Annotated in this window: 18 protein-coding genes; 4 read left to right on the top strand and 14 right to left on the bottom strand. The window is 61.1% G+C overall.

The window, feature by feature from the left end; genetic code table 11:
* The coding region (locus GV818_RS02210) for an extracellular solute-binding protein (protein ID WP_161775729.1) at nucleotides 1-927 on the top strand (927 nt) is incomplete at its 5' end.
* Entirely contained in the window at nucleotides 927-2,489 is a 1,563-nt protein-coding gene (locus tag GV818_RS02205; RefSeq protein ID WP_161775728.1) for an ABC transporter permease, read from the top strand. The genes GV818_RS02210 and GV818_RS02205, both read left to right, overlap by 1 nt.
* Nucleotides 2,490-2,553: 64 nt before the next feature.
* On the opposite strand, the gene GV818_RS02200 is transcribed toward GV818_RS02205, so the two are convergent.
* The 12 genes from GV818_RS02200 to GV818_RS02145 all read right to left on the bottom strand — a co-directional run bounded on the left by GV818_RS02200 (nucleotide 2,554) and on the right by GV818_RS02145 (nucleotide 16,888).
* A complete protein-coding gene (locus tag GV818_RS02200; protein WP_161758979.1) occupies nucleotides 2,554-4,488 on the bottom strand; it encodes a methyl-accepting chemotaxis protein in 1,935 nt (644 codons plus the stop codon).
* Nucleotides 4,489-4,626: 138 nt separating this feature from the next.
* On the bottom strand, nucleotides 4,627-5,916 hold the full coding sequence (locus tag GV818_RS02195) for an adenylosuccinate synthase (protein ID WP_010213605.1): 1,290 nt from the start codon (nucleotides 5,914-5,916) through the stop codon (nucleotides 4,627-4,629).
* A gap of 54 nt (nucleotides 5,917-5,970) precedes the next feature.
* A complete protein-coding gene (locus tag GV818_RS02190; protein ID WP_161758978.1) occupies nucleotides 5,971-7,158 on the bottom strand; it encodes an ATP phosphoribosyltransferase regulatory subunit in 1,188 nt (395 codons plus the stop codon).
* Nucleotides 7,159-7,449: 291 nt separating this feature from the next.
* Nucleotides 7,450-8,319: a protease modulator HflC gene (gene hflC, locus GV818_RS02185; protein WP_161758977.1), complete on the bottom strand. Its 870-nt coding sequence runs from the start codon at nucleotides 8,317-8,319 to the stop codon at nucleotides 7,450-7,452.
* Nucleotides 8,319-9,497: an FtsH protease activity modulator HflK gene (gene hflK, locus GV818_RS02180; RefSeq protein ID WP_161758976.1), complete on the bottom strand. Its 1,179-nt coding sequence runs from the start codon at nucleotides 9,495-9,497 to the stop codon at nucleotides 8,319-8,321. The genes hflC and hflK overlap by 1 nt, the downstream gene beginning before the upstream one ends.
* 96 nt (nucleotides 9,498-9,593) lie before the next feature.
* Nucleotides 9,594-10,895, bottom strand: coding sequence for a ribosome rescue GTPase HflX (gene hflX / locus GV818_RS02175; RefSeq protein ID WP_161775727.1), 1,302 nt, complete (start codon nucleotides 10,893-10,895; stop codon nucleotides 9,594-9,596).
* Nucleotides 10,896-10,907: 12 nt separating this feature from the next.
* On the bottom strand, nucleotides 10,908-11,168 hold the full coding sequence (gene hfq, locus GV818_RS02170; protein ID WP_007921378.1) for an RNA chaperone Hfq: 261 nt from the start codon (nucleotides 11,166-11,168) through the stop codon (nucleotides 10,908-10,910).
* 92 nt (nucleotides 11,169-11,260) lie between these two features.
* A complete protein-coding gene (gene miaA, locus GV818_RS02165) occupies nucleotides 11,261-12,232 on the bottom strand; it encodes a tRNA (adenosine(37)-N6)-dimethylallyltransferase MiaA (protein ID WP_161758974.1) in 972 nt (323 codons plus the stop codon).
* Nucleotides 12,232-14,142 (bottom strand): DNA mismatch repair endonuclease MutL, encoded by a 1,911-nt coding sequence (gene mutL, locus GV818_RS02160; RefSeq protein ID WP_161775726.1) that lies wholly within the window; start codon nucleotides 14,140-14,142, stop codon nucleotides 12,232-12,234. The genes miaA and mutL overlap by 1 nt, the downstream gene beginning before the upstream one ends.
* Nucleotides 14,139-15,566 (bottom strand): N-acetylmuramoyl-L-alanine amidase, encoded by a 1,428-nt coding sequence (locus GV818_RS02155; protein ID WP_218579776.1) that lies wholly within the window; start codon nucleotides 15,564-15,566, stop codon nucleotides 14,139-14,141. The genes mutL and GV818_RS02155 overlap by 4 nt, the downstream gene beginning before the upstream one ends.
* Nucleotides 15,567-15,569: 3 nt before the next feature.
* The gene (gene tsaE / locus GV818_RS02150; RefSeq protein ID WP_161758971.1) at nucleotides 15,570-16,040 is read right to left on the bottom strand and encodes a tRNA (adenosine(37)-N6)-threonylcarbamoyltransferase complex ATPase subunit type 1 TsaE; all 471 of its coding nucleotides are present in this window, start codon (nucleotides 16,038-16,040) and stop codon (nucleotides 15,570-15,572) included.
* Nucleotides 16,028-16,888 (bottom strand): NAD(P)H-hydrate dehydratase, encoded by an 861-nt coding sequence (locus GV818_RS02145; RefSeq protein WP_161758970.1) that lies wholly within the window; start codon nucleotides 16,886-16,888, stop codon nucleotides 16,028-16,030. The genes tsaE and GV818_RS02145 overlap by 13 nt, the downstream gene beginning before the upstream one ends.
* A gap of 63 nt (nucleotides 16,889-16,951) precedes the next feature.
* Between GV818_RS02145 and queG the strand changes: the two genes are divergently transcribed.
* Nucleotides 16,952-18,031, top strand: coding sequence for a tRNA epoxyqueuosine(34) reductase QueG (queG, locus tag GV818_RS02140; protein ID WP_161758969.1), 1,080 nt, complete (start codon nucleotides 16,952-16,954; stop codon nucleotides 18,029-18,031).
* Here the strand turns inward: queG and GV818_RS02135 are convergent.
* Nucleotides 18,013-18,627, bottom strand: coding sequence for a trimeric intracellular cation channel family protein (locus tag GV818_RS02135; RefSeq protein ID WP_177431252.1), 615 nt, complete (start codon nucleotides 18,625-18,627; stop codon nucleotides 18,013-18,015). The genes queG and GV818_RS02135 overlap by 19 nt on opposite strands.
* A 115-nt stretch (nucleotides 18,628-18,742) precedes the next feature.
* Nucleotides 18,743-19,285 (bottom strand): oligoribonuclease, encoded by a 543-nt coding sequence (gene orn, locus GV818_RS02130; RefSeq protein WP_053277194.1) that lies wholly within the window; start codon nucleotides 19,283-19,285, stop codon nucleotides 18,743-18,745.
* A gap of 108 nt (nucleotides 19,286-19,393) precedes the next feature.
* Between orn and rsgA the strand changes: the two genes are divergently transcribed.
* Entirely contained in the window at nucleotides 19,394-20,425 is a 1,032-nt protein-coding gene (gene rsgA / locus GV818_RS02125; protein WP_161758968.1) for a small ribosomal subunit biogenesis GTPase RsgA, read from the top strand.
* Nucleotides 20,426-20,452 lie beyond the last annotated feature (27 nt).

Genomic DNA, 20,452 nt, shown 5'->3' with positions numbered 1-20,452 from the left:
GATCCAGTCTCTCTGACCCTATACAACGGGCAGCACAAGGAAGTCGGCGATGCTGTCGCCAAGGCCTTCGAAGCCAAGACCGGCATACACGTCAACGTGCGCAAGGGCAGCAGCAATCAACTGGCCAGCCAGATTGTCGAAGAAGGCGAACGCTCTCCCGCCGACGTGATCTACACCGAAGAATCCCCTCCCCTGAACAAACTCGGCGAGCAAGGCCTGCTAGCCCAGAGCGATGCCACCACCCTCGCCATGCTGCCCAAGGAATATGTGGCCGGCAATGGCACCTGGATCGGCATTACCGCGCGCGTGAGGGTCGTGGCCTTCAACCCGAAACTGATCGACGAAAAAGACCTGCCCAAGTCAGTGTTGGAATTCTCCCAACCACAATGGCAAGGCAAGGTCGGCTTCGTACCCACCAGCGGCGCCTTCCAGGAACAGGCTGTGGCGATCATCAAGTTGCACGGGATGGACGCCGCCGAAGAATGGCTGACCGGCCTGCGGGCATTCGGCAAGGTTTACAGCAACAACATGGTGGCCCTAAAAGCCGTGGAAAACGCTGAAGTGGCTACAGTCCTAGTGAACAACTACTACTGGTTCGCCCTACAACGGGAAAAAGGCCAACTGGACTCGAAACTGCATTACTTTACCGACGGTGACGCCGGTGGACTGATTACCGTGTCCAGCGCGGCAGTACTCAAATCCAGCAAACACCCAAAAGAAGCCCAACAATTCCTCGCCTATATGGCCAGCGAAGACGGTCAGCGGGTGATCACCCAGACCACCGCAGAATACCCACTGCATAAAGGCATGGAATCAAACCGCGGACTCAAGCCGTTCAGCGAATTACAGGCGCCAAAAGTAACTCCGGCCGATCTCGGCAATGCCGAAGAAGCCCTGGACCTGGAACGTGACGTCGGCCTGAACTGATGAATCCATCGCTAACCGCCGCCTCAAGCTCCCGCCACACCCCGCGGCGCAAGCGGCCATCTATCTGGCTGCTGCTTCCGGTCCTGCTGCTGGTCTGTCTGAGCCTGCTGCCACTGCTGTATGTCGGGCTCAAGGCCTGGCAGGCTGGCTGGGCCGAAGCCTTGCACCTGCTATGGCGCCCGTATGTGTTCCGCCTGCTGCGCAATACCTTGCTGCTCATGCTCGGAGTGACCATCACCTGCGCCGTCATCGGCTTGTCCCTGGCCTGGCTGCTGGAGCGCAGTGACCTACAAGGACGACGGTTCTGGGGTGTACTGCTGTGCCTGCCTTTCGCCGTGCCGGCCTTCGTCAGCAGTTTCACCTGGGTGTCTCTGAGCTCCGGATTCGAAGGGCTCGGAGGCGCAATCCTAGTGATGACCCTGTCCAAATACCCCCTGGTGTTCCTACCGGTGGCGGCGACCCTGCGCAATCTCGACCCTTCCCTGGAGGAGTCGGCGCGCACCCTCGGACAGAACCGCTGGGGAGTGTTCTTCAAGATCACCCTCCCCCTGCTCTGGCCCTCACTGCTGGCCGGATCACTGCTGATTGCCCTGCACATGCTGGTGGAGTTCGGCGCTCTGTCGATCATCGGCCTGCAAACCTTCACTACGGCGATCTATCAACAATTCGAGTTGGAATTCAGCAATGCCAATGCGGCGATGCTCTCGGCAGTGCTGCTGTTACTGTGCCTGATGCTGCTAGGCCTGGAGCTGCGGGCTCGCGGCAAGGGACGACACGTGCGCACCGGCCAAGGAGCGGCGCGGCACGCCGAGCAGGTGCGCCTCGGGCGATGGTCCATGGCCGGCCAGTTGTATTGCCTGATTCTGACCCTGATTGGCAGCGGCGTTCCCTTGGCGATGCTCGCCTACTGGCTGGCAGTCGGCTCATCAGCAGCCTTCCCGGTCGCAGCCATCAGTGAGGCCCTGCTTTCCTCGCTGGCGCTGTCCCTCGGCGGCGCGGGCTTGTGCCTGGCCTTGGCGATGCCGGTTGGCCTGCTGGTAGTGCGCTACAAAGGGCGACTGGCAATCTGGGCCGAACGCCTGCCCTATCTGCTGCATGCCCTGCCAGGGCTGGTGATCGCGCTGAGCCTGGTGTACTTCGCCTTGCACTATGTGCCGGCGCTGTATCAGACCTCGGCGTTGCTGCTGATTGCCTATGCCCTGCTGTTCCTGCCGCTGGCGCAAGCGCCGATTCGCACCGCACTGAACAAGGCCGCACCACAACTGGAAGAGGCAGCCAGAACCTTGGGAGCGTCATCGTTCAGCGCCTTTTGTCGAGTGACCCTGCCGATCATCTTCCCGGCACTGGGCGCGGCTTTTGCCCTGGTATTCCTGGATGCGATGAAAGAGCTGACCGCGACCCTGCTACTCAGCCCAACCGGATTGAATACCTTGGCCACTGAGGTCTGGGCGCATACGGCAAATGTCGAGTTTGCGGCTGCGGCGCCTTATGCGGCGCTGCTGATTCTGGTATCGGGACTGCCGGTCTATCTGTTGACGACGCGGATGTACTTGAGTCGTTGAGAGCATCTTCGCCAGCAAGCCGCCCCCGACACGATGCTGCAGGAGCCGACTTGCCGGCGAAGCCTCAGGCGCGGAACTGTCCCAGGCTGGCCTTGAGCTGCGCCGCCAGGCTGTCCAACACCTTGCCGCTGGCGGTGGTTTCCACCACGGCCTGGGCGGCGCGCTCGGCCTGGGCATGAATGGTTTCCACCCGCCCACGCACCGCTTGCGCGCCTTGAGCCTGATGCGCCGCAGCCTGGGTGGCAAGACCAATGGCGGCATGCACCTGCTCCACCGAAGACTGCACCGACTGCTGCAACCGGGCACTGTCGCGCAACACCAGCAAACCTTCACTGGCCTGACGCCCCGCCTGACCAATAGCCGCCACCGCCTCCCGCGCGCCTTGTTGCAAGGCACCGATATGTGCCTGGATATCGCCAGTGGAACTCTGGGTCTTGCTGGCCAGGGCTCGCACTTCGTCTGCCACCACGGCAAATCCACGCCCAGTCTCACCGGCCCGAGCCGCTTCGATTGCCGCGTTCAGCGCCAGCAGGTTGGTCTGCTCGGCAATGCCGTGAATCACCGTCAGCACCACCTCGATCTGCTCACTCTGTTGAGCCAACCGCTCGATCACCTTTGCCCCGGTATCCACCTGCCCCGCCAGGGCCTCGATTAAGCTGCCAACCTGTTCCGAGGTGCGCGTGGTTTCGTCAGTCGCCTGGCGAATTTCCACCACTTGCTGCAGCGCGGCCTGCATCGCCTGGCTTTCCGCCTGAGCCTCATCGGCCATCTGCGACAAAGCCCGCAAGCTCTCCGCCACCTCGTCGCGCTGCGCCTCGGCCACAGCATCCGCCCCGGCATTACGCAGACTCATGGCACCGATCTCGACCCCGGTACGCTGCGCCACATCACCCGCCTCACGCACGATGGGCTGCAACTTATCCACAAAGCGGTTCACTGCCGATGCCATGTCACCGATCTCATCATTGCTGTTGAGCGGCACCCGCTTGGTCAGATCCCCCTCGCCCGCTGCCAGATCATTGAGTGCCGAGATCAGCAGATGCAGCTTGCTCACCACCCGTCGCCCCAGCACCACCGCCAGCAACAGCAACAGGGCCAGGCCCACCAACGCCAGGCCAACACCAATCTGCCAACGCAAGGTCGCCGCAGCCTTTTGCACCGTGCTCGCAGTATTGGCCTGCATTTCTGTGGCAGTGGCCTGCGCCGACTGCAAACGCGAACGCATCGCCGCCGAACTGTCGGCAGAGGCTCCCTTCAAGCTGTCACCGACCAACTGATCGCTGCTGGCGATCAAGACCCCAAAGCGTTGATCCAGCGCGGCGATATCCGCCTCCACCGAGGCCGTCGACACCCCCATCAACACCTTGCCGATCTCTACCCCGTTGGGGTTGATCGACGCCTCAAGGTAGTAGACCGAAGGATCGTTTTTAGCCGCATCCAGGACCTTGTCCAGCGCCCGATCACCATTGCCCTTTTCCAGCAAGGCCTTGTTGATTGGGTTCTCCCGATTCAAATAGCGAGTCAGGTGCTCACCCGCAGCATCGTCATAGACCACGAACAGCACATTGGGATTGCGCTGGGCACGCCGCGCGAACTCGGACAGAGTCGGCACATCACTGTCCCACATGGCCCTGGGCGCAACGGATGCCAGCAACTGAGCCATGTCATTGGCGGAGTCCTTCAGGTCTTTTTCCAGGGCGGCACGCAACTGAACCTGCTCTTCCTTCAGTCGCGAAGACAGGCCGGCAGTCAGGCGCTGGCGAGTGTTGCTGGACAGACTCTCCAGGCTGGAGGTGACCTCCTTAGCGGCCTGCTCGAGCTCGCCAGACAATTTCTGGCTATCAACACCCAGACGAGCAGCCAGGTCCGCCTCAAGTGCAGTCACCGTGCTCCGAGTCAGAGCAACAGCTAGCAGCACCTGCACCAAAAGGGCGATACCGAGAGTAACGAAAACAGGCCGCAATAAACGGCTTTGTAACAATGAGAGAACGGCCGACACAGGAAATCCCTCTGCTTTGACGCCATTGTTTTGATGGCACTCTAGACGAGATTTTCACAGCAAGGGTCATGCCGTGCGGCACGCAGAAATGACAAAGGGCCCGATCAAGGGCCCTTTGTTCTTTACATCAACAACTTATCAAGCGAACGGATGACGCAGAACGATGGTTTCGTTGCGGTCCGGACCTGTCGAAATAATGTCGATCGGCGCGCCGATCAGCTCTTCAACACGCTTGATGTAGGCACGGGCGTTAGCCGGCAGCTCTTCCAGGGTCTTGGCGCCCACAGTCGATTCGGTCCAGCCCGGCACTTCTTCGTACACAGGCTGCAGGCCTACGTAGCTGTCGGCGTCGGTCGGCGCAACGTCCTTGCCTTCTGCATCTTTGTAACCGATGCAGATGTTGATGGTTTCCAGGCCGTCGAGTACATCCAGCTTGGTCAGGCAGATGCCCGAGATGCTGTTCACATCGATAGCGCGACGCAGGATAACGGCGTCGAACCAGCCGCAACGACGCGCACGGCCGGTGGTGGCGCCGAATTCGTGACCTTGCTTGGCCAGGTGAGCGCCGACTTCGTCGAACAGCTCAGTCGGGAACGGACCCGAGCCTACGCGAGTGGTGTAGGCCTTGGTGATGCCCAGGATGTAGTCCAGGAACATCGGGCCAACGCCCGAACCGGTCGCCACGCCGCCAGCGGTGGTGTTGGAGCTGGTCACGTACGGGTAGGTGCCGTGGTCGATGTCCAGCAGGGAGCCTTGGGCGCCTTCGAACATGATGTCCTTGCCGGCGCGACGCAGGTCGTGCAGCTCGGCAGTGACGTCCAGCATCAACGGCTTGAGCAGCTCGGCGTATTCCTTGCACTCAGCCAGGGTCTTTTCAAACTCGATGGCCGGCTCTTTGTAGTAACCCACCAGCATGAAGTTGTGGTAATCCACCAGTTCACGCAGTTTGTCTTCAAAGCGCGGCATGTTGAGCAGATCGCCCACACGCAGGCCACGACGTGCAACCTTGTCTTCGTAGGCCGGGCCGATGCCGCGACCGGTCGTACCGATCTTCAGCTCGCCACGGGCCTTTTCACGGGCCTGGTCCAGCGCAACGTGGAAGGACAGGATCAGCGGGCAGGACGGGCTGATACGCAGGCGCTCGCGCACCGGTACGCCTTTCTCTTCCAGCTTGGTGATCTCACGCAGCAGAGCGTCAGGTGCAACCACTACGCCGTTGCCGATCAGGCACTGCACGCCTTCGCGCAGCACGCCCGACGGGATCAGGTGCAAGACGGTTTTTTCGCCATCGATGACCAGGGTGTGGCCAGCGTTGTGGCCACCTTGGTAGCGCACTACGGCGGCAGCATGTTCGGTCAGCAGATCAACGATCTTGCCTTTGCCCTCATCACCCCACTGGGTGCCCAGGACTACGACATTCTTACCCATAACACTTGTCCTCATTCGCGCAAACTTGGTGCCGGCAGCCGCCGGCAGGAAAACTCAAGAAGCCAGCGGCAATACTTGCCAAAGCCCATTCTGCTGAATCAATTGCCGGTCGCAGTCCGCTTCACGGGCGGCGGCCAAAGGCTGCCCAGGCAGAGCCTGAACGACACGCTGACCCTCACTGCGCAACTGGCAGACGGTCTGCCAGAGTGCCGCATCAGTGCTGTCAGGCATCCAGATACCGCCAGACGGTAGCTCGACTTCAGCACGCCCCAGGGTCACCAGGGTTTTCAAATCGGTGGAGAAGCCAGTCGCTGGACGGGCACGCCCGAAATCCGCGCCAATGTCATCGTAGCGACCGCCCTGAGCAATGGATTGACCCACGCCCGGTACAAACACCGCGAACACCACACCGGTGTGGTAGTGGTAGCCGCGCAACTCGCCGAGATCGAAATACAACGGCAAATTCGGGAACCGCACCGACAGGCGCTCGGCAATCGTCAGCAACTCATCCAGTGCCAGCAGCACCGAAGTCGGCGCCCCGGCCAAGCGACGGCGGGCATCGCCCAGCACTTCGCGACTGCCACACAAGTCCACCAGGGAGCGCAGCATGTCCGCCAGATCGGCAGGCAGGCCTTCGGTCAGGCTGATGACTTCATCGATCGCCTTGCGCTGCAGGGCGTCGAACAACTGTTGCTCCACGGCTCCGGACAGGCCTGCAGCCTGGGCCAGGCCACGGTAGATACCCACGTGCCCCAGGTCCATATGCACATCAGGCACATCGGCCAGTTGCAACATGGCCAGCATCAGACTGATGACCTCGACGTCGCTGCTCGGGCTGGCATCGCCATACAACTCAGCGCCCAACTGGATCGGGCTGCGTGAGGACGATAAGGCCCGCGGCTGCGCATGCAGCACGCTGCCGGCGTAGCACAGACGGCTCGGCCCTTCACGGCGCAAGGTGTGAGCATCGATACGCGCCACTTGTGGCGTGATGTCGGCACGGAACCCCATCTGCCGGCCCGACTGCGGGTCAATGACCTTGAAGGTACGCAGATCCAGATCCTGGCCGGCACCTGTCAGCAGGGATTCCAGGTATTCGATATGGGGAGTGACGACGAACTCGTAACCCCAACTCTGAAACAGATCCAACACCTGACGACGCGCCACTTCGATGCGCGCCGCTTCCGGCGGCAGTACTTCTTCGATGCCATCTGGCAGCAGCCAGCGGTCTACCGTTGCCATTACGCCATTCCCCTATGGTCCGGGCGGCAAGCCTGGGGCCAGCCTTAGAGTGAAGCAGAAAACAGTCGCATCCGACGCGAGCTCAGCCGGACAGGCAGCCAGGAATCAGCTGTACAGACCATTTTCCTCGAAAAATCTCGCCGGGCTCTGAACGAACCACGACCAATCAAAGATGCAGACGCAAAAAAGCCGGGAATTTCCCGGCTGCCGCATCATACACCCGTTTTTCCAAAGGATCACCCCGCGAGGCGTTTTAGCCGCCCGGCGGGGTGCCCCTAGGTCAGGGGCGGATCAAGGCTTGGACTTTTCCAGATAGTGGAAAAAGTCGCTGCTTGGATCCAGAACCATGACGTCGGATTTGTTCGCGAAGCTTTCACGGTAGGCACGCAGGCTACGGTAGAACGCGTAGAACTCCTGGTCCTGGCCGTAGGCCTTGGCGTAGATCGCCGCTGCCTGCGCATCACCATCACCGCGCGCCTCTTCAGACTCACGATAAGCTTCAGCCAGCAGCACGCGACGCTGACGATCAGCGTCGGCACGGATGCCTTCCGCCAGTTCGTTACCCTTGGCACGGTGCTCACGAGCCTCACGCTCACGCTCGGTGCTCATACGCTCGAACACGCTGCGGTTCACTTCCTTCGGCAGATCGATAGCCTTGACCCGGACATCGACCACTTCGATACCCAGTTCCTTTTCCGCCATCTTGTTCAGCGAAGCAGTGATATCCGCCATCAGCGCATCACGCTCACCGGAAACCACCTCATGCAGGGTGCGCTTACCAAACTGGTCACGCAGGCCCGATTCCAGACGACGGGAAAGACGCTCGTCGGCAATCTGCTTGAGACCGGAAGTCGCGGTATAGAAGCGCTCGGCATCTTTCACCCGCCACTTGGCGTAGGCATCAACCATCACGGCTTTCTTTTCCAGGGTCAGGAAACGCTGCGTCGGCGCATCCAAAGTCATCAGGCGCGCGTCGAACTTACGGACCTGGTTGATGTAGGGCACTTTCCAATGCGGGCCAGGCTGGACATCCGCCTGGACCACACGACCGAACTGCAGCAACACCGCGCGCTCGGTCTGAGCGACGATGTAGAAGCTGTTCCAGGCAACCACCGCCACGACAACGCCCACGATCAGGGCGATCAGCGATTTATTGCTCATCAGCGACTCTCCCTAGAACGCGTCTGCTGCTGTTGCTGCATATGATCAGCCGCCGCACGCGCATTCGCTTCATTGCTGGCCGCAGAAGCCGAGCCCGTTACCGGAGTGCCACCGCTACGACCACTGTCGATCATCTTGTCCAGCGGCAGGTAAAGCAGGTTGTTCTGCCCACCCTTGCTGCCAGTCACCAGGACCTTGCTGGTATTGCTGAAAACTTCCTGCATGGTGTCCAGGTACAAACGCTGACGTGTGACTTCAGGAGCCTTGCGGTACTCGGCAACCAGCTTGGTAAAGCGATCCGCCTCACCTTTGGCCCGCGATACCACCTCATCACGATAACCGTTGGCATCCTCGAGGATGCGCTGGGCCTGACCACGAGCTTCCGGAACAACGCCGTTGGCATAGGTCTCGGCCTGGTTACGCGAACGCTGCTCATCCTCACGAGCACGGATCACGTCATCAAAGGCTTCCTGCACTTCACGCGGTGCGGCTGCGCTCTGTACGTTCACCTGAGTCACGGTGATACCGGTGCGATAGTTGTCGAGGAAACGTTGCAGACGCTCCTTGATCTCGCTGGCCATCAGCTCACGGCCTTCGGTCAGTACCTGGTCCATTGCGGTGGAACCCACCACGTGGCGCAAGGCACTGTCAGTCGCATGTTGCAAGCTGATTTCCGGCTGATCGACGTTCAGCACGAAGTCTTGCAGGTTGCTGATCTTGTACTGCACGGTCAGCGGCACTTCGACGATGTTCTCGTCCTCGGTGAGCATCTGCCCTTGCTTGGTATAGGCACGCTCACGCGTGACGTTCTCCATGTACTTGCGATCCAGCGGCGGGAAGTAGATGTTCAGACCCGGCCCGACAGTCTCGTAGTATTTGCCGAGGCGCAGCACCACGGCCTGCTCCTGCTCGTCGACGACATACACCGCGCTGTACAGCCACACGGCCGCCAGCACGACAAGGCCAATACCCAGCAAGCCGAAACCACCGCCCTTGCCGGAGCTACCGCCATCGCCACCACGTTTCTTACCACCACCGAACAACCCATTCAGGCTTTCCTGCAGCTTACGGAAGGCCTCGTCAAGATCTGGTGGCCCCTTGCGATCGCCGTTATTGCGGCGTTTACCACCCCAAGGGTCCTGATTATTCGAGTTGCCACCCGGCTCATTCCAAGCCATAGCGCTCTCCATCTGATAAAGCAAAGACGCACCCACGGCGCGCCGACCAATGCTACAGAATGCCTGCTACAGCGGCACAACCGCTTGCCCAGGCTTTTATTGCAAAGTGTGTTGCTCGATGAATTCGGACGGCTGCATACCTTCGCGACTGACCAGCCGATTCAACTCGGCTCGCGGCAGGCGCACGGCCAGCAAACTGACACCCTCGTCGTCGTGTTCTTCCTTCTGCACAGCATTCAACTGGAAAAACTGTGCTCGCAGTCGAGCAAAACGCTGAGGCAAGCGCAAGGTGCCCACGAACAAATCTTCGCCCAACAGCTCCGCGATGGCCTGCTTGAGCAAATCCAGTCCCTGGCCGTCACGAGCCGATAACCAGACCCGCTGCGGCTTGCCGTCGGGGTCTCGCTGGATCTGTGGCTCAACGCCCTCGAGCAAATCGAGTTTGTTATAGACCTCCAGGATCGGCAAGTCTTGAGCCCCGATTTCCCCCAGCACCACCATCACCTGCTCGATTTGGGCCATGCGCTCAGGCTCATGGGCGTCGATCACATGAAGCAGCAAGTCGGAGTTGCTCGACTCTTCGAGCGTAGCCCGAAACGCTTCCACCAATTTGTGCGGCAAGTGGCGGATGAAGCCCACGGTATCAGCCAGCACGATCGGCCCCAGATCATCCAGCTCGAGCCGGCGCAAAGTCGGATCGAGCGTGGCGAAAAGCTGGTCGGCCGCGTACACGTCGGATTCGGTCACCGCATTGAACAGGGTCGACTTGCCGGCGTTGGTATACCCCACCAGCGATACCGTCGGAATGTCGGCGCGCTTGCGCCCTCGACGGGATTGCTCACGCTGACTGCGAACCTTTTCCAGGCGTGCCTTGATCTGCCGCAGACGCACTCGCAGCAGGCGTCGGTCAGTTTCCAACTGGGTTTCACCTGGACCGCGCAGACCAATACCGCCTTTCTGCCGTTCAAGGTGAGTCCAGCCGCGAACCAATCGCGTACTCATGTGTTCAAGCTGGGCCAGTTCAACCTGGAGCTTGCCTTCATGAGTGCGTGCGCGCTGAGCGAAGATATCGAGAATCAGGCCCGTGCGATCAATCACGCGACACTCGAATACACGTTCGAGGTTACGTTCCTGACTGGGCGTGAGGATGTGATTGAAAATCACCAGATCTACCTGTTCGGCGTTGACCAGGTCGCGTAATTCCTCGACCTTGCCGCTGCCAACCAGGTATTTGGCGGTTGGCCGATGACGCGGCACGTTTACAAACGCGACGGTCTCGGCGCCGGCCGATATTGCCAGCTCCTGAAACTCCTGCGGATCTTCGCGCGCCTCAGGGTCCTGACCATCCAAGTGAACGAGAATGGCCCGTTCACCACCACCGTGGCGCTCAAAGAACAAAGGAGACTCCTATCAGGCGTTACCTGGCTCAGCGTCACCCTGTTCGGATTCGGATGCGCTAGGCAGACGAATCGGGCGAACTGGAACTACTGTCGAGATAGCGTGCTTGTAAACCATTTGGCTGACGGTGTTTTTCAGCAGGATAACGAACTGGTCAAACGACTCGATCGTGCCTTGCAGTTTGATCCCGTTGACCAAATAGATGGAAACCCCAACCTTCTCTTTACGCAATGTATTCAAGTAAGGGTCTTGTAGCGAATGCCCTTTTGACATGTGCCGCACTCCTTTAAGGATCAATAATAAAAATCGGAAAACAGGTGGCTAAAGCCGTCACACCCCCAAGGATAGACGGCAATTACAAGGACTCAGCTCAATATGGAGATCGTCCCCAAGTATTTCAAGGCGCGTGGCAGATTGTCGCAATCCAGGCTGTCCAACCATTGCAGGTCAGCCCAACTGCGTAACCAGGTGAACTGGCGCTTCGCCAATTGGCGCGTGGCAATGATGCCCCGCTCCTGCATTTCGGCTGACGTCAGCTTGCCATCCAGATGATCCCAGACTTGGCGGTAGCCCACTGCACGTATAGACGGCAACCCGGCATGCAGGTCACTTCTCGAACGCAGAGCTACGACCTCGTCAATGAATCCCTGTTCCAACATTTGTGTGAATCTTTGTGCAATACGCTGGTGCAGTACCTGGCGATTCGCCGGAGCGATGGCCAGATTCGCGACAGTATAGGGCAATTGACTGCGTCCCGATGCGCCTGCTTCAGTACTTTGCGCCAATTGACGCTGGCGATGGGCGGTCATTGTCAAGCCGCTGACCCGATAGACTTCCAGCGCCCGGGTCAGGCGCTGGGGATCATTAGGGTGGATCCTGGCCGCAGACTCTGGATCAACCACCGCCAACTGGTCATGCAGCGCTTGCCAGCCAAGGCGTGCAGCCTCGTCTTCAAGCTCGGCGCGCACACTGGGATCCGCCGGAGGCATGTCCGCCAAACCTTCCAGCAGCGCCTTGTAATACAACATGGTGCCGCCCACCAGCAGCGGGATCTTGCCCCGCGAGGTGATATCCGCCATGGCCGCCAGGGCATCGGTGCGAAAATCCGCCGCAGAGTAACTTTCGGACGGGTCAAGGATATCGATCAGACGGTGGGGAAACTGCGCCAGCAACTCCTTGGAGGGCTTGGCGGTACCAATGTCCATGCCGCGATAGACCAATGCCGAGTCGACGCTGATCAGCTCGCAAGGCAGCACCTTGGTCAGCTCGATGGCCAGATCGGTCTTGCCCGCAGCGGTCGGGCCCATGAGGAAAATCGCTGGAGGAAGCTGAGTCATCAACGGCCGCGCAGAAAGAGTTTGTCCAGGTCGTCCAGGCCCATCTGGGTCCAGGTCGGTCGACCGTGGTTGCATTGACCACTGCGTTCGGTGTTTTCCATATCCCGCAGCAAGCCGTTCATTTCCGGCAGGGCCAGTCGCCGATTGGCGCGAATCGCTCCGTGGCAGGCCATGGTCCCCAGCAGCTCATTGAGGTGAGCCTGGATCCGGTCACTGGTGCCATATTCCATCAGGTCTGCGAGCACATCGTGCACCAGGCGATTGGCCTCGGCCTGCTTCAACAGCGCCGGGATCTGCCGGATCGCCAGGGTCTCGGGCCCAAGGCGCTGCAGCTCGAAGCCCAGGCGCTGGAACCAGCTGGCATGCTCTTCAGCACAATCGGCTTCACGCTGGCTGACCGCAATCGACTCCGGTACCAGCAATGGCTGGCCACTCAGGCCTTCGCTGGCCATCGCCACCTTCAAGCGCTCGTACATAATCCGCTCATGGGCCGCGTGCATATCCACCAGCACCAAGCCCTGGGCGTTTTCCGCCAGAATGTAGATGCCCTTGAGCTGCGCCAGGGCATACCCCAATGGGGGAATGTCCTCCTGCCCCTCTGGCAGGGCCGCAGCGGCGCCGCCCGGCAATGGCGCAAAAAACTCGCGATAGGCCCCCTGGGCCTCCGCTGCTGGCAACACTGCCTGGGGGCGTGGCGTGTACTGATATTGGTAGCCGGCGCCGGCACCAGTACCTGGCGCACTGAGGCTCGGCTGGGACTGCGGCTGCTCTAGGGCCAAATTCGCCGCCAGGCGCATCTCACCCTGGGGCCCGAACTCTCCAGCCTCGATACCGGTCGGCCGCACGATACCAGCCACCGCAGCGGGCGCCGCCAACTGGTCCTCGGGACGCACATCGCCCAAGGCTCTGTGCAAGGTGCCATAGAGGAAGTCATGCACCATGCGTCCGTCACGGAAGCGCACTTCGTGTTTGGTCGGATGCACGTTGACGTCGACCACCGAAGGATCGACTTCGAAAAACAGCACAAAGGTCGGGTGCCGGCCGTTGAACAGCACATCGCGATAAGCCTGGCGCACCGCGTGGGCTACCAGCTTGTCCCGCACGGCGCGTCCATTGACGTAGAAATACTGCAAGTCCGCCTGGCTGCGAGAAAAGGTCGGCAAGCCCACCCAGCCCCATAGATGCAGGCCATTGCGCTCGACCTCAATGGGCAGCGCCTGCTCCAGAAAGCCCGAGCCACAGACCGCTGCCACACGCCGGGCACGCGCCGCGTCGTCCTTGGCTTCGTGCAGGCTGAGGATGCTCTTGCCGTTGTGCCGCAGATGAAAGGCCACGTCAAAACGCGCCAGGGCCAGGCGCTTGATCACTTCCTGCAAGTGATCGAACTCGGTCTTCTCCGCCTTGAGGAACTTGCGCCGGGCCGGAGTATTGAAGAACAGATCACGCACTTCCACCGAAGTCCCCACCGGATGCGCCGCCGGCTGTACTCGCGGAGCCATGTCCCGGCCTTCGGTTTCCACCTGCCAGGCCTGCTCGGCATCCCGGGTACGGGAAGTCAGGGTCAGACGAGCCACGGAGCTGATGGAGGCCAAGGCTTCACCGCGGAAACCCAGGCTCATTACCCGCTCCAGGTCTTCCAGGTCGCGAATCTTGCTGGTGGCGTGACGGGCCAGCGCCAGCGGCAGGTCGTCGGAGGAAATACCACTGCCATCGTCGCGCACCCGCAACAGCTTGACCCCGGCCTGCTCAACATCCACATCGATGCGCTTGGCACCAGAGTCCAGGCTGTTTTCCAGCAACTCCTTGATCACCGAGGCCGGGCGTTCAACCACCTCGCCTGCCGCGATCTGGTTGGCCAGGCGGGGGCTGAGCAGCTCGATACGCGCGCCGCTGATTGCCGAATCACTCATTCCTTGGCCGCCAATTCAGTGCCGGGGACGGTCAGGACCTGCCCCACTTTCAACTCGTCGCTTTTCAGGTTGTTGGCGTTGCGCAAGGCAGCCGCTGAGACCTGATAGCGCACCGCAATCATGGCCAGGGTCTCACCCGGGCTGACCCGGTGATCACGTGGCCCCTGGGCGATTTTTCCGGAATCCCGCAGCCAGGCGATATACGTCCCTGGTGGTGGGTTTTGCTGGAAGAACTGCCGCACACCGCTGCTGATGGAACGCGCCAAGGCCTGCTGATGGCTGGCGGTAGCCAGCTTCGAGGCTTCGTTAGAGTTGGAGATAAAGCCGGTCTCCACCAGGATCGACGGGATGTCCGGGGACTTGAGCACCATGAACCCGGCCTGCTCCACCCGTTGTTTGTGCAGCGGCGTAACCCGGCCGATATTGTTCAGGACCTTCTGCCCGACATTCAGGCTGGAGGTCAGGGACGCGGTCATCGACAGGTCCAGCAACACCCCCGCCAGCATCCGGTCCTTGTCATCCAGACTAACGTTGCCGGCACCACCGATCAGGTCGGAACGGTTTTCACTGTCCGCCAGCCAGCGGGCAGTTTCCGAAGTGGCACCGCGCTCGGACAAGGCGAACACCGAAGCACCAAACGCAGCAGCCGAAGGGGCGGCGTCAGCGTGGATCGAAACGAACAGGTCAGCACCCTTCTTCCGAGCGATCTCGGTACGGCCACGCAACGGAATGAAGTAGTCGCCAGTACGGGTCAGTTCGGCGCGGAAGCCCTTGAGGCCATTGACCTGACGCTGCAGTTCCCGGGCGATAGCCAACACTACATCTTTCTCATGCTGCCCTCGCGAGCCGGACGCACCCGGGTCCTCACCGCCGTGACCGGCGTCGATTACCACAATGATGTCGCGCTTGCCCGCCGGAGCTGGAGGCAGCTTGATCGCTGGTTCCACCGGGGTGACCGGCACTGCCGGCACGGTCGCGACAGTGGGTGGAGGCGCAGCAGGTGGCGCGGCGTCAGCGGGATTATCGAACAGGTCGACCACCAGGCGATTGCCGTACTGGGCGTTGGGCGCCAGGGTAAAGCTTTTTGGCGTGACGGCTTTTTTCAGGTCGATGACCACCCGCAGGTCGCTGGGGGTGCGCTGCGCCGAACGCATGGCGGTAATCGGCGTGTTGGCCGTGGCAACGTTCAGCGGGCCGCCAAGAGTCGCGCCATTGATATCGATCACCAGGCGATCCGGGGCCGTCAGGGTAAAGACGCTGTGCTGAACCGGGCCGGACAAGTCGAATACCAGTCGCGTGTTATCCGGTGCCCGCCACAGGCGGACACTGCGAACCTGTGTAGCGGCCACAGCATCGACGGCCAATGCCGTAAGCAACAGTCCTACGACAGCAACCAACGCGCGAATGCGCATACCTAACCCCATCAATTATTTGAATTCCAACGCCAAAGCGGCACACCAGGACTCGCCTCGCGAGCCCTGAGACAACAGATGCACAGAACGCCCATTGTTATGCGGTGTAATGGTAATGGTCAGGTCGGGCTTTGGCAAAAAGCCTGCACCACGCTGGGGCCATTCCAAAAGGCACAATGCATCACCTTCGAAGTAGTCGCGAATCCCCAGAAACTCTAGCTCCTCCGGGTCGACCAAACGGTACAGATCGAAGTGAAAGGCCCGCACCGTACCGATCTCGTAGGGCTCTACCAGGGTAAAGGTCGGGCTTTTTACTGCGCCTACATGCCCCAATCCCCGGATGATCCCCCGAGACAAGGTGGTTTTACCGGCCCCGAGGTCGCCCTCCAGAAAAATCACTCCCACGCCCCCGGTGACCCGGGCAATACGTGCACCAAATTCCACCATGGCCTGCTCGTCGGCCAGATAAAGGGTTAACTCAGACACGGTGATTGCTCCTCCAACAACTGACGAATGGCTGGGATCAGATCACTGGCCGCCAGCCCACGGCCCAATTTTCCTTGCAGCTCGCCGGCGCTGGCATGCAGCCAGACTGCCAGGCAGGCAGCATCGAATGCCGGCAACCGCTGTGCCAGCAACGCACCGATCAACCCCGCGAGCACATCCCCCAAACCCGCAGTGGCCATCGCCGGATGCCCAGCATCACAGCGGGCCAACTGGCCGTCGGGACTGGCGATCAGGCTACCAGCGCCCTTGAGCACGGCAATCGCTGCGTATTTCTCGCTCAAGGCTCGAACAGCCGCAGGGCGATCACTCTGAACCTCGGCAATGGAAACACCCAACAGACGAGCTGCCTCCCCGGGATGTGGGGTGATCACACTGCCGGTCGGCAGTTGCAGACCGCCCAGCGCCAATAGGTTCAAGGCGTCGGCATCCCACACTTGAGGCAAAGCCGCGTTGGCCGCAGCGGACAACAGGCTACGCCCCCAGGCGCCCTGGCCCAGGCCAGGGCCGACCACCACCACGCTGGCCTGTGCCAACAGCCCCATCAACTGATTGGCCGAATGGGTACCCAGGGTCATGACTTCCGGTAGGCGCGCACCGGCCGCAGCCACATGTTCGCTGCGAGTGGCCAGGGACACCAGCCCCGCGCCACTGCGCAGAGCGCATTCAGCACTCAACAAAGCAGCACCGGCAAAGCCTCGATCGCCACCGATCAACAACAGATGGCCGAACTGGCCTTTATGAGCATCTCGGGAGCGCACGTTCAGACGCGGCAAATGGCCGGAAGTCAGCAACTGAACGTCAGGTAAAGGGTGTTTTGTCTGCGGCATGCGTCTTCAAGCTCCGATGTCTGGCAGAATTATACGCACCTCAGCCCCGGTTTCTCTCGCATCATGCCCGCTATTACCCAGGATCTCCCCGCTCTCGCCCAATCGATCAAGGACTGGGGCCGCGAACTGGGCTTTCAACAAGTCGGCATCAGCGGCCTGGACCTGGCCGAGCATGAGCAGCACCTGGAGCGTTGGCTCGCCGCCGGCTACCACGGCGAGATGGAATACATGGGCGCCCACGGCAGCAAACGCTCCCACCCCGACCAATTGGTGCCCGGCACTCTGCGAGTGGTGTCGCTGCGCATGGACTACCTCCCCGGCGATACCCAAATGGCCCAGCGCCTGGCCGAACCCTCCAAAGCCTACGTCTCGCGCTACGCCCTGGGCCGCGACTACCACAAGCTGATCCGCAAACGCGTGCAACAACTGGCAGAGCGCATCCAGCAAGCCATCGGGCCCTTTGGCTATCGGGCCTTCGTCGACAGCGCGCCCGTGCTGGAGAAGGCCATCGCCGAACAGGCCGGGCTCGGCTGGATCGGCAAGAACACCCTGGTGCTGAACCGTAAGGCCGGCAGCTACTTCTTCCTCAGCGAACTGTTCGTCGACCTACCGCTGCCAGTGGACGCGCCCCATGCCACCGAGCATTGCGGACGCTGCACAGCCTGCCTGGACATCTGCCCGACCAAGGCCTTTGTCGGCCCCTATGTGCTGGATGCGCGGCGCTGCATTTCCTACCTGACCATCGAACTGAAAAATGCCATCCCCGAAGACCTGCGCCCGCTGATTGGCAATCGGGTATTCGGCTGCGACGATTGCCAGATCGTCTGCCCCTGGAACCGCTTCGCCCGCCCCTCGGGAGAAGGTGACTTCAAGCCTCGACACAACCTGGACAACGCGGAACTGGCGGAACTGTTCCTGTGGGACGAGGACAAGTTCCTCAGCAGCACCGAGGGCTCACCGCTACGCCGTGCGGGTTACGAGCGCTGGCTACGCAACCTGGCAGTGGGCCTGGGCAATGCACCATCGAGCATTCCGGTACTGGAGGCCCTCAAGGCCCGCCAGGACTATCCATCGGAGTTGGTGCGCGAGCATGTGCAATGGGCCCTGACCCAGCACGCCAACCGTCAATGCTCGTCGTTGTAGACGAACTTGGGCATTTCCCAGTGAAAACGAATTGCCAGCAAGCGCAATAGGAAACCGCCGAACAGGGTGATCAGGATCGACTGCTCACTGGGCAGTTGCAGGTAGATGCACAGCATGTAGCACCAGGCGGCGGCAAAGGACACGCTGGCATACAGTTCGCGACGGAAGATCAGCGGAATGTCGTTGCAGAAGATATCCCGGAGGATGCCGCCAAAGACCCCGGTGATCACCCCGCTGACCGCAGCCACCAGCATGCCGTGCCCCATCTCCAGAGCGGTCATGCAGCCGATCAGGGTAAAGGCCACCAGGCCCACGGCGTCGAGCACTAAAAACAGCGAACGCAGATGGCGCATCAGCGGCGCGATGAAAATCGTCACCAAGGCTGCCACCGAGGTCAGCACCAGGTATTCCGGGTGCTTGACCCAGGTCAGCGGGTAATGCCCCAGCAGCACATCACGGACCGAACCGCCCCCCAGCGCGGTGACACAGGCGATCAGCACCACGCCGAACCAGTCCATGCCGCGACGGCCGGCAGACAGTGCGCCGGTCATGGCCTCGGCGGTAATGGCAATCAGATAAAGCATCAACAGCATGATGGCGGTCCTTACAGGAAGGCGCGCAGTCTACTCAGTTGAAGCGAGCACCAAAAGAGGGCAAGTACGGACGCGGAGTTTGCTGCGCGCCCGTTCTCCGGCAAGCCGGTTCCTGCGATCAGAGCTTGATGAAGTGCTTGCGGTAATGCTGCAGCTCAGCGATCGACTCGCGGATATCGTCCAGGGCCAGGTGGGTGCCGCCTTTCTTGAAGCTATCGCGCACGTCCGGAGCCCAGCGAGCAGCCAGCTCCTTGAGGGTCGAGACATCAAGATTGCGGTAGTGAAAGTAGCTTTCCAGGGCCTTCATGTGACGATAGAGGAAGCGTCGGTCCTGGCAGATGCTGTTGCCGCAGATCGGCGACTTGCCCTTGGGCACCCATTGCTCCAGGAAGGCAATGGTCTGGGCTTCGGCTTCGGCCATGCTGATACGGCTTTCGCGAACCCGCTGGGTCAGCCCGGAACCGCCATGCTGGCGGGTATTCCATTCATCCATGCCGGCAAGGATTTCGTCGCTCTGGTGGATGGCGATGACCGGTCCTTCAGCCAAGGTGTTGAGATTGCTGTCGGTGACAATGGTCGCCATCTCGATGATGACGTCGGTGTCAGGGTTCAGACCGGTCATTTCCAGATCGATCCAAATCAGGTTCTGCGGGTTTTGCATGGGTGGGCTCCTCGGCGTAGTTGCGCAGTTTAGCCTAGCGGGCCTGCCCGGCGTGCTAAACTCGCCGCCGTTTTACCCAACCGCCGTAATTATCGACACGGAACACCAATGGCCAAACGCCAGCTCAATCGCCGCCAAAACTGGCGCATCGAAAAGATTCAGGGTGAGCGCGCTGCTCGCGCTGCCAAACGCGAGTCCTCCGCCGTAGAGGCACTGGAAGGTGGCGACCTGGGCCCGGAACAGACCGGCCTGGTCATTGCCCACTTCGGCGTTCAGGTCGAGGTCGAGGCCCGCGAAGGCGAACTGGCCGGCCAAGTGTTCCGCTGCCACTTGCGGGCCAACCTGCCCGCCCTGGTGACTGGGGATCAAGTGGTCTGGCGCGCCGGCAACCAGGGCATCGGGGTGATCGTCGCGCAACTGCCGCGCAACACCGAGCTGTGCCGCCCGGACAGCCGCGGCCAGCTCAAGCCAGTGGCCGCCAACGTCGACATGATCGTGATCGTGTTTGCGCCCATGCCCGAGCCCCACGCCAACCTCATCGACCGTTACCTGGTGGCCGCCGAGCACGCCGGTATCCGGCCACTGCTGCTATTGAACAAGGCCGACCTGATCGACGAGCAGAACGCTCCGGCACTCAACGCCTTGCTCGCGGTCTATCGCCAGCTGGGTTATCCACTGCTGGAAGTCTCGGCCCATCACGGCGACGGCATGGAACAACTGCAAGCCCTGCTGGATGGTCGCATCAGTGTGTTCGTCGGTCAGTCCGGGGTAGGCAAGTCGTCCCTGGTGAACAGCCTGCTACCGGAAGTCGAAACCCGGGTCGGCCCACTCTCCGAGCTTTCCGGGCAGGGCACCCACACCACGACTACCGCGCGGTTGTTCCACTTCCCCGGCGGCGGTGAACTGATCGACTCCCCAGGCATTCGTGAATTCGGCCTGGGACATGTCAGCCGGGCCGATGTCGAGGCCGGCTTCATCGAGTTCAACGACTTGCTGGGCACCTGCCGCTTCCGCGACTGCAAGCACGATCGCGAACCGGGCTGCGCACTGCTCAAGGCTCTGGAAGATGGGCGCATCCAACAACAACGGATGAACAGCTACCGCTCGATCCTCGCCAGCCTGCCCGACAACAGCTACTGAACGAACGACCGTAGAAACGACAAGGCC

This window comes from Pseudomonas sp. Fl4BN1, assembly GCF_009908285.1.
In the GTDB taxonomy this organism is placed as follows: domain Bacteria; phylum Pseudomonadota; class Gammaproteobacteria; order Pseudomonadales; family Pseudomonadaceae; genus Aquipseudomonas.
This window is presented reverse-complemented; position numbering and strand designations above follow the sequence as displayed.

Coding starts and splice junctions, on each gene's coding strand:
- GV818_RS02145 (WP_161758970.1), bottom strand. CDS start 16,888: ATGCCGCAGACAAAACACCCTTTACCTGACGTTCAGTTGCTGACTTCC.
- hfq (WP_007921378.1), bottom strand. CDS start 11,168: ATGTCAAAAGGGCATTCGCTACAAGACCCTTACTTGAATACATTGCGT.
- GV818_RS02190 (WP_161758978.1), bottom strand. CDS start 7,158: ATGGCAACGGTAGACCGCTGGCTGCTGCCAGATGGCATCGAAGAAGTA.
- GV818_RS02205 (WP_161775728.1), top strand. CDS start 927: ATGAATCCATCGCTAACCGCCGCCTCAAGCTCCCGCCACACCCCGCGG.
- GV818_RS02155 (WP_218579776.1), bottom strand. CDS start 15,566: ATGGGGTTAGGTATGCGCATTCGCGCGTTGGTTGCTGTCGTAGGACTG.
- queG (WP_161758969.1), top strand. CDS start 16,952: ATGCCCGCTATTACCCAGGATCTCCCCGCTCTCGCCCAATCGATCAAG.
- rsgA (WP_161758968.1), top strand. CDS start 19,394: ATGGCCAAACGCCAGCTCAATCGCCGCCAAAACTGGCGCATCGAAAAG.
- hflK (WP_161758976.1), bottom strand. CDS start 9,497: ATGGCTTGGAATGAGCCGGGTGGCAACTCGAATAATCAGGACCCTTGG.
- orn (WP_053277194.1), bottom strand. CDS start 19,285: ATGCAAAACCCGCAGAACCTGATTTGGATCGATCTGGAAATGACCGGT.
- GV818_RS02195 (WP_010213605.1), bottom strand. CDS start 5,916: ATGGGTAAGAATGTCGTAGTCCTGGGCACCCAGTGGGGTGATGAGGGC.
- mutL (WP_161775726.1), bottom strand. CDS start 14,142: ATGAGTGATTCGGCAATCAGCGGCGCGCGTATCGAGCTGCTCAGCCCC.
- miaA (WP_161758974.1), bottom strand. CDS start 12,232: ATGACTCAGCTTCCTCCAGCGATTTTCCTCATGGGCCCGACCGCTGCG.
- hflC (WP_161758977.1), bottom strand. CDS start 8,319: ATGAGCAATAAATCGCTGATCGCCCTGATCGTGGGCGTTGTCGTGGCG.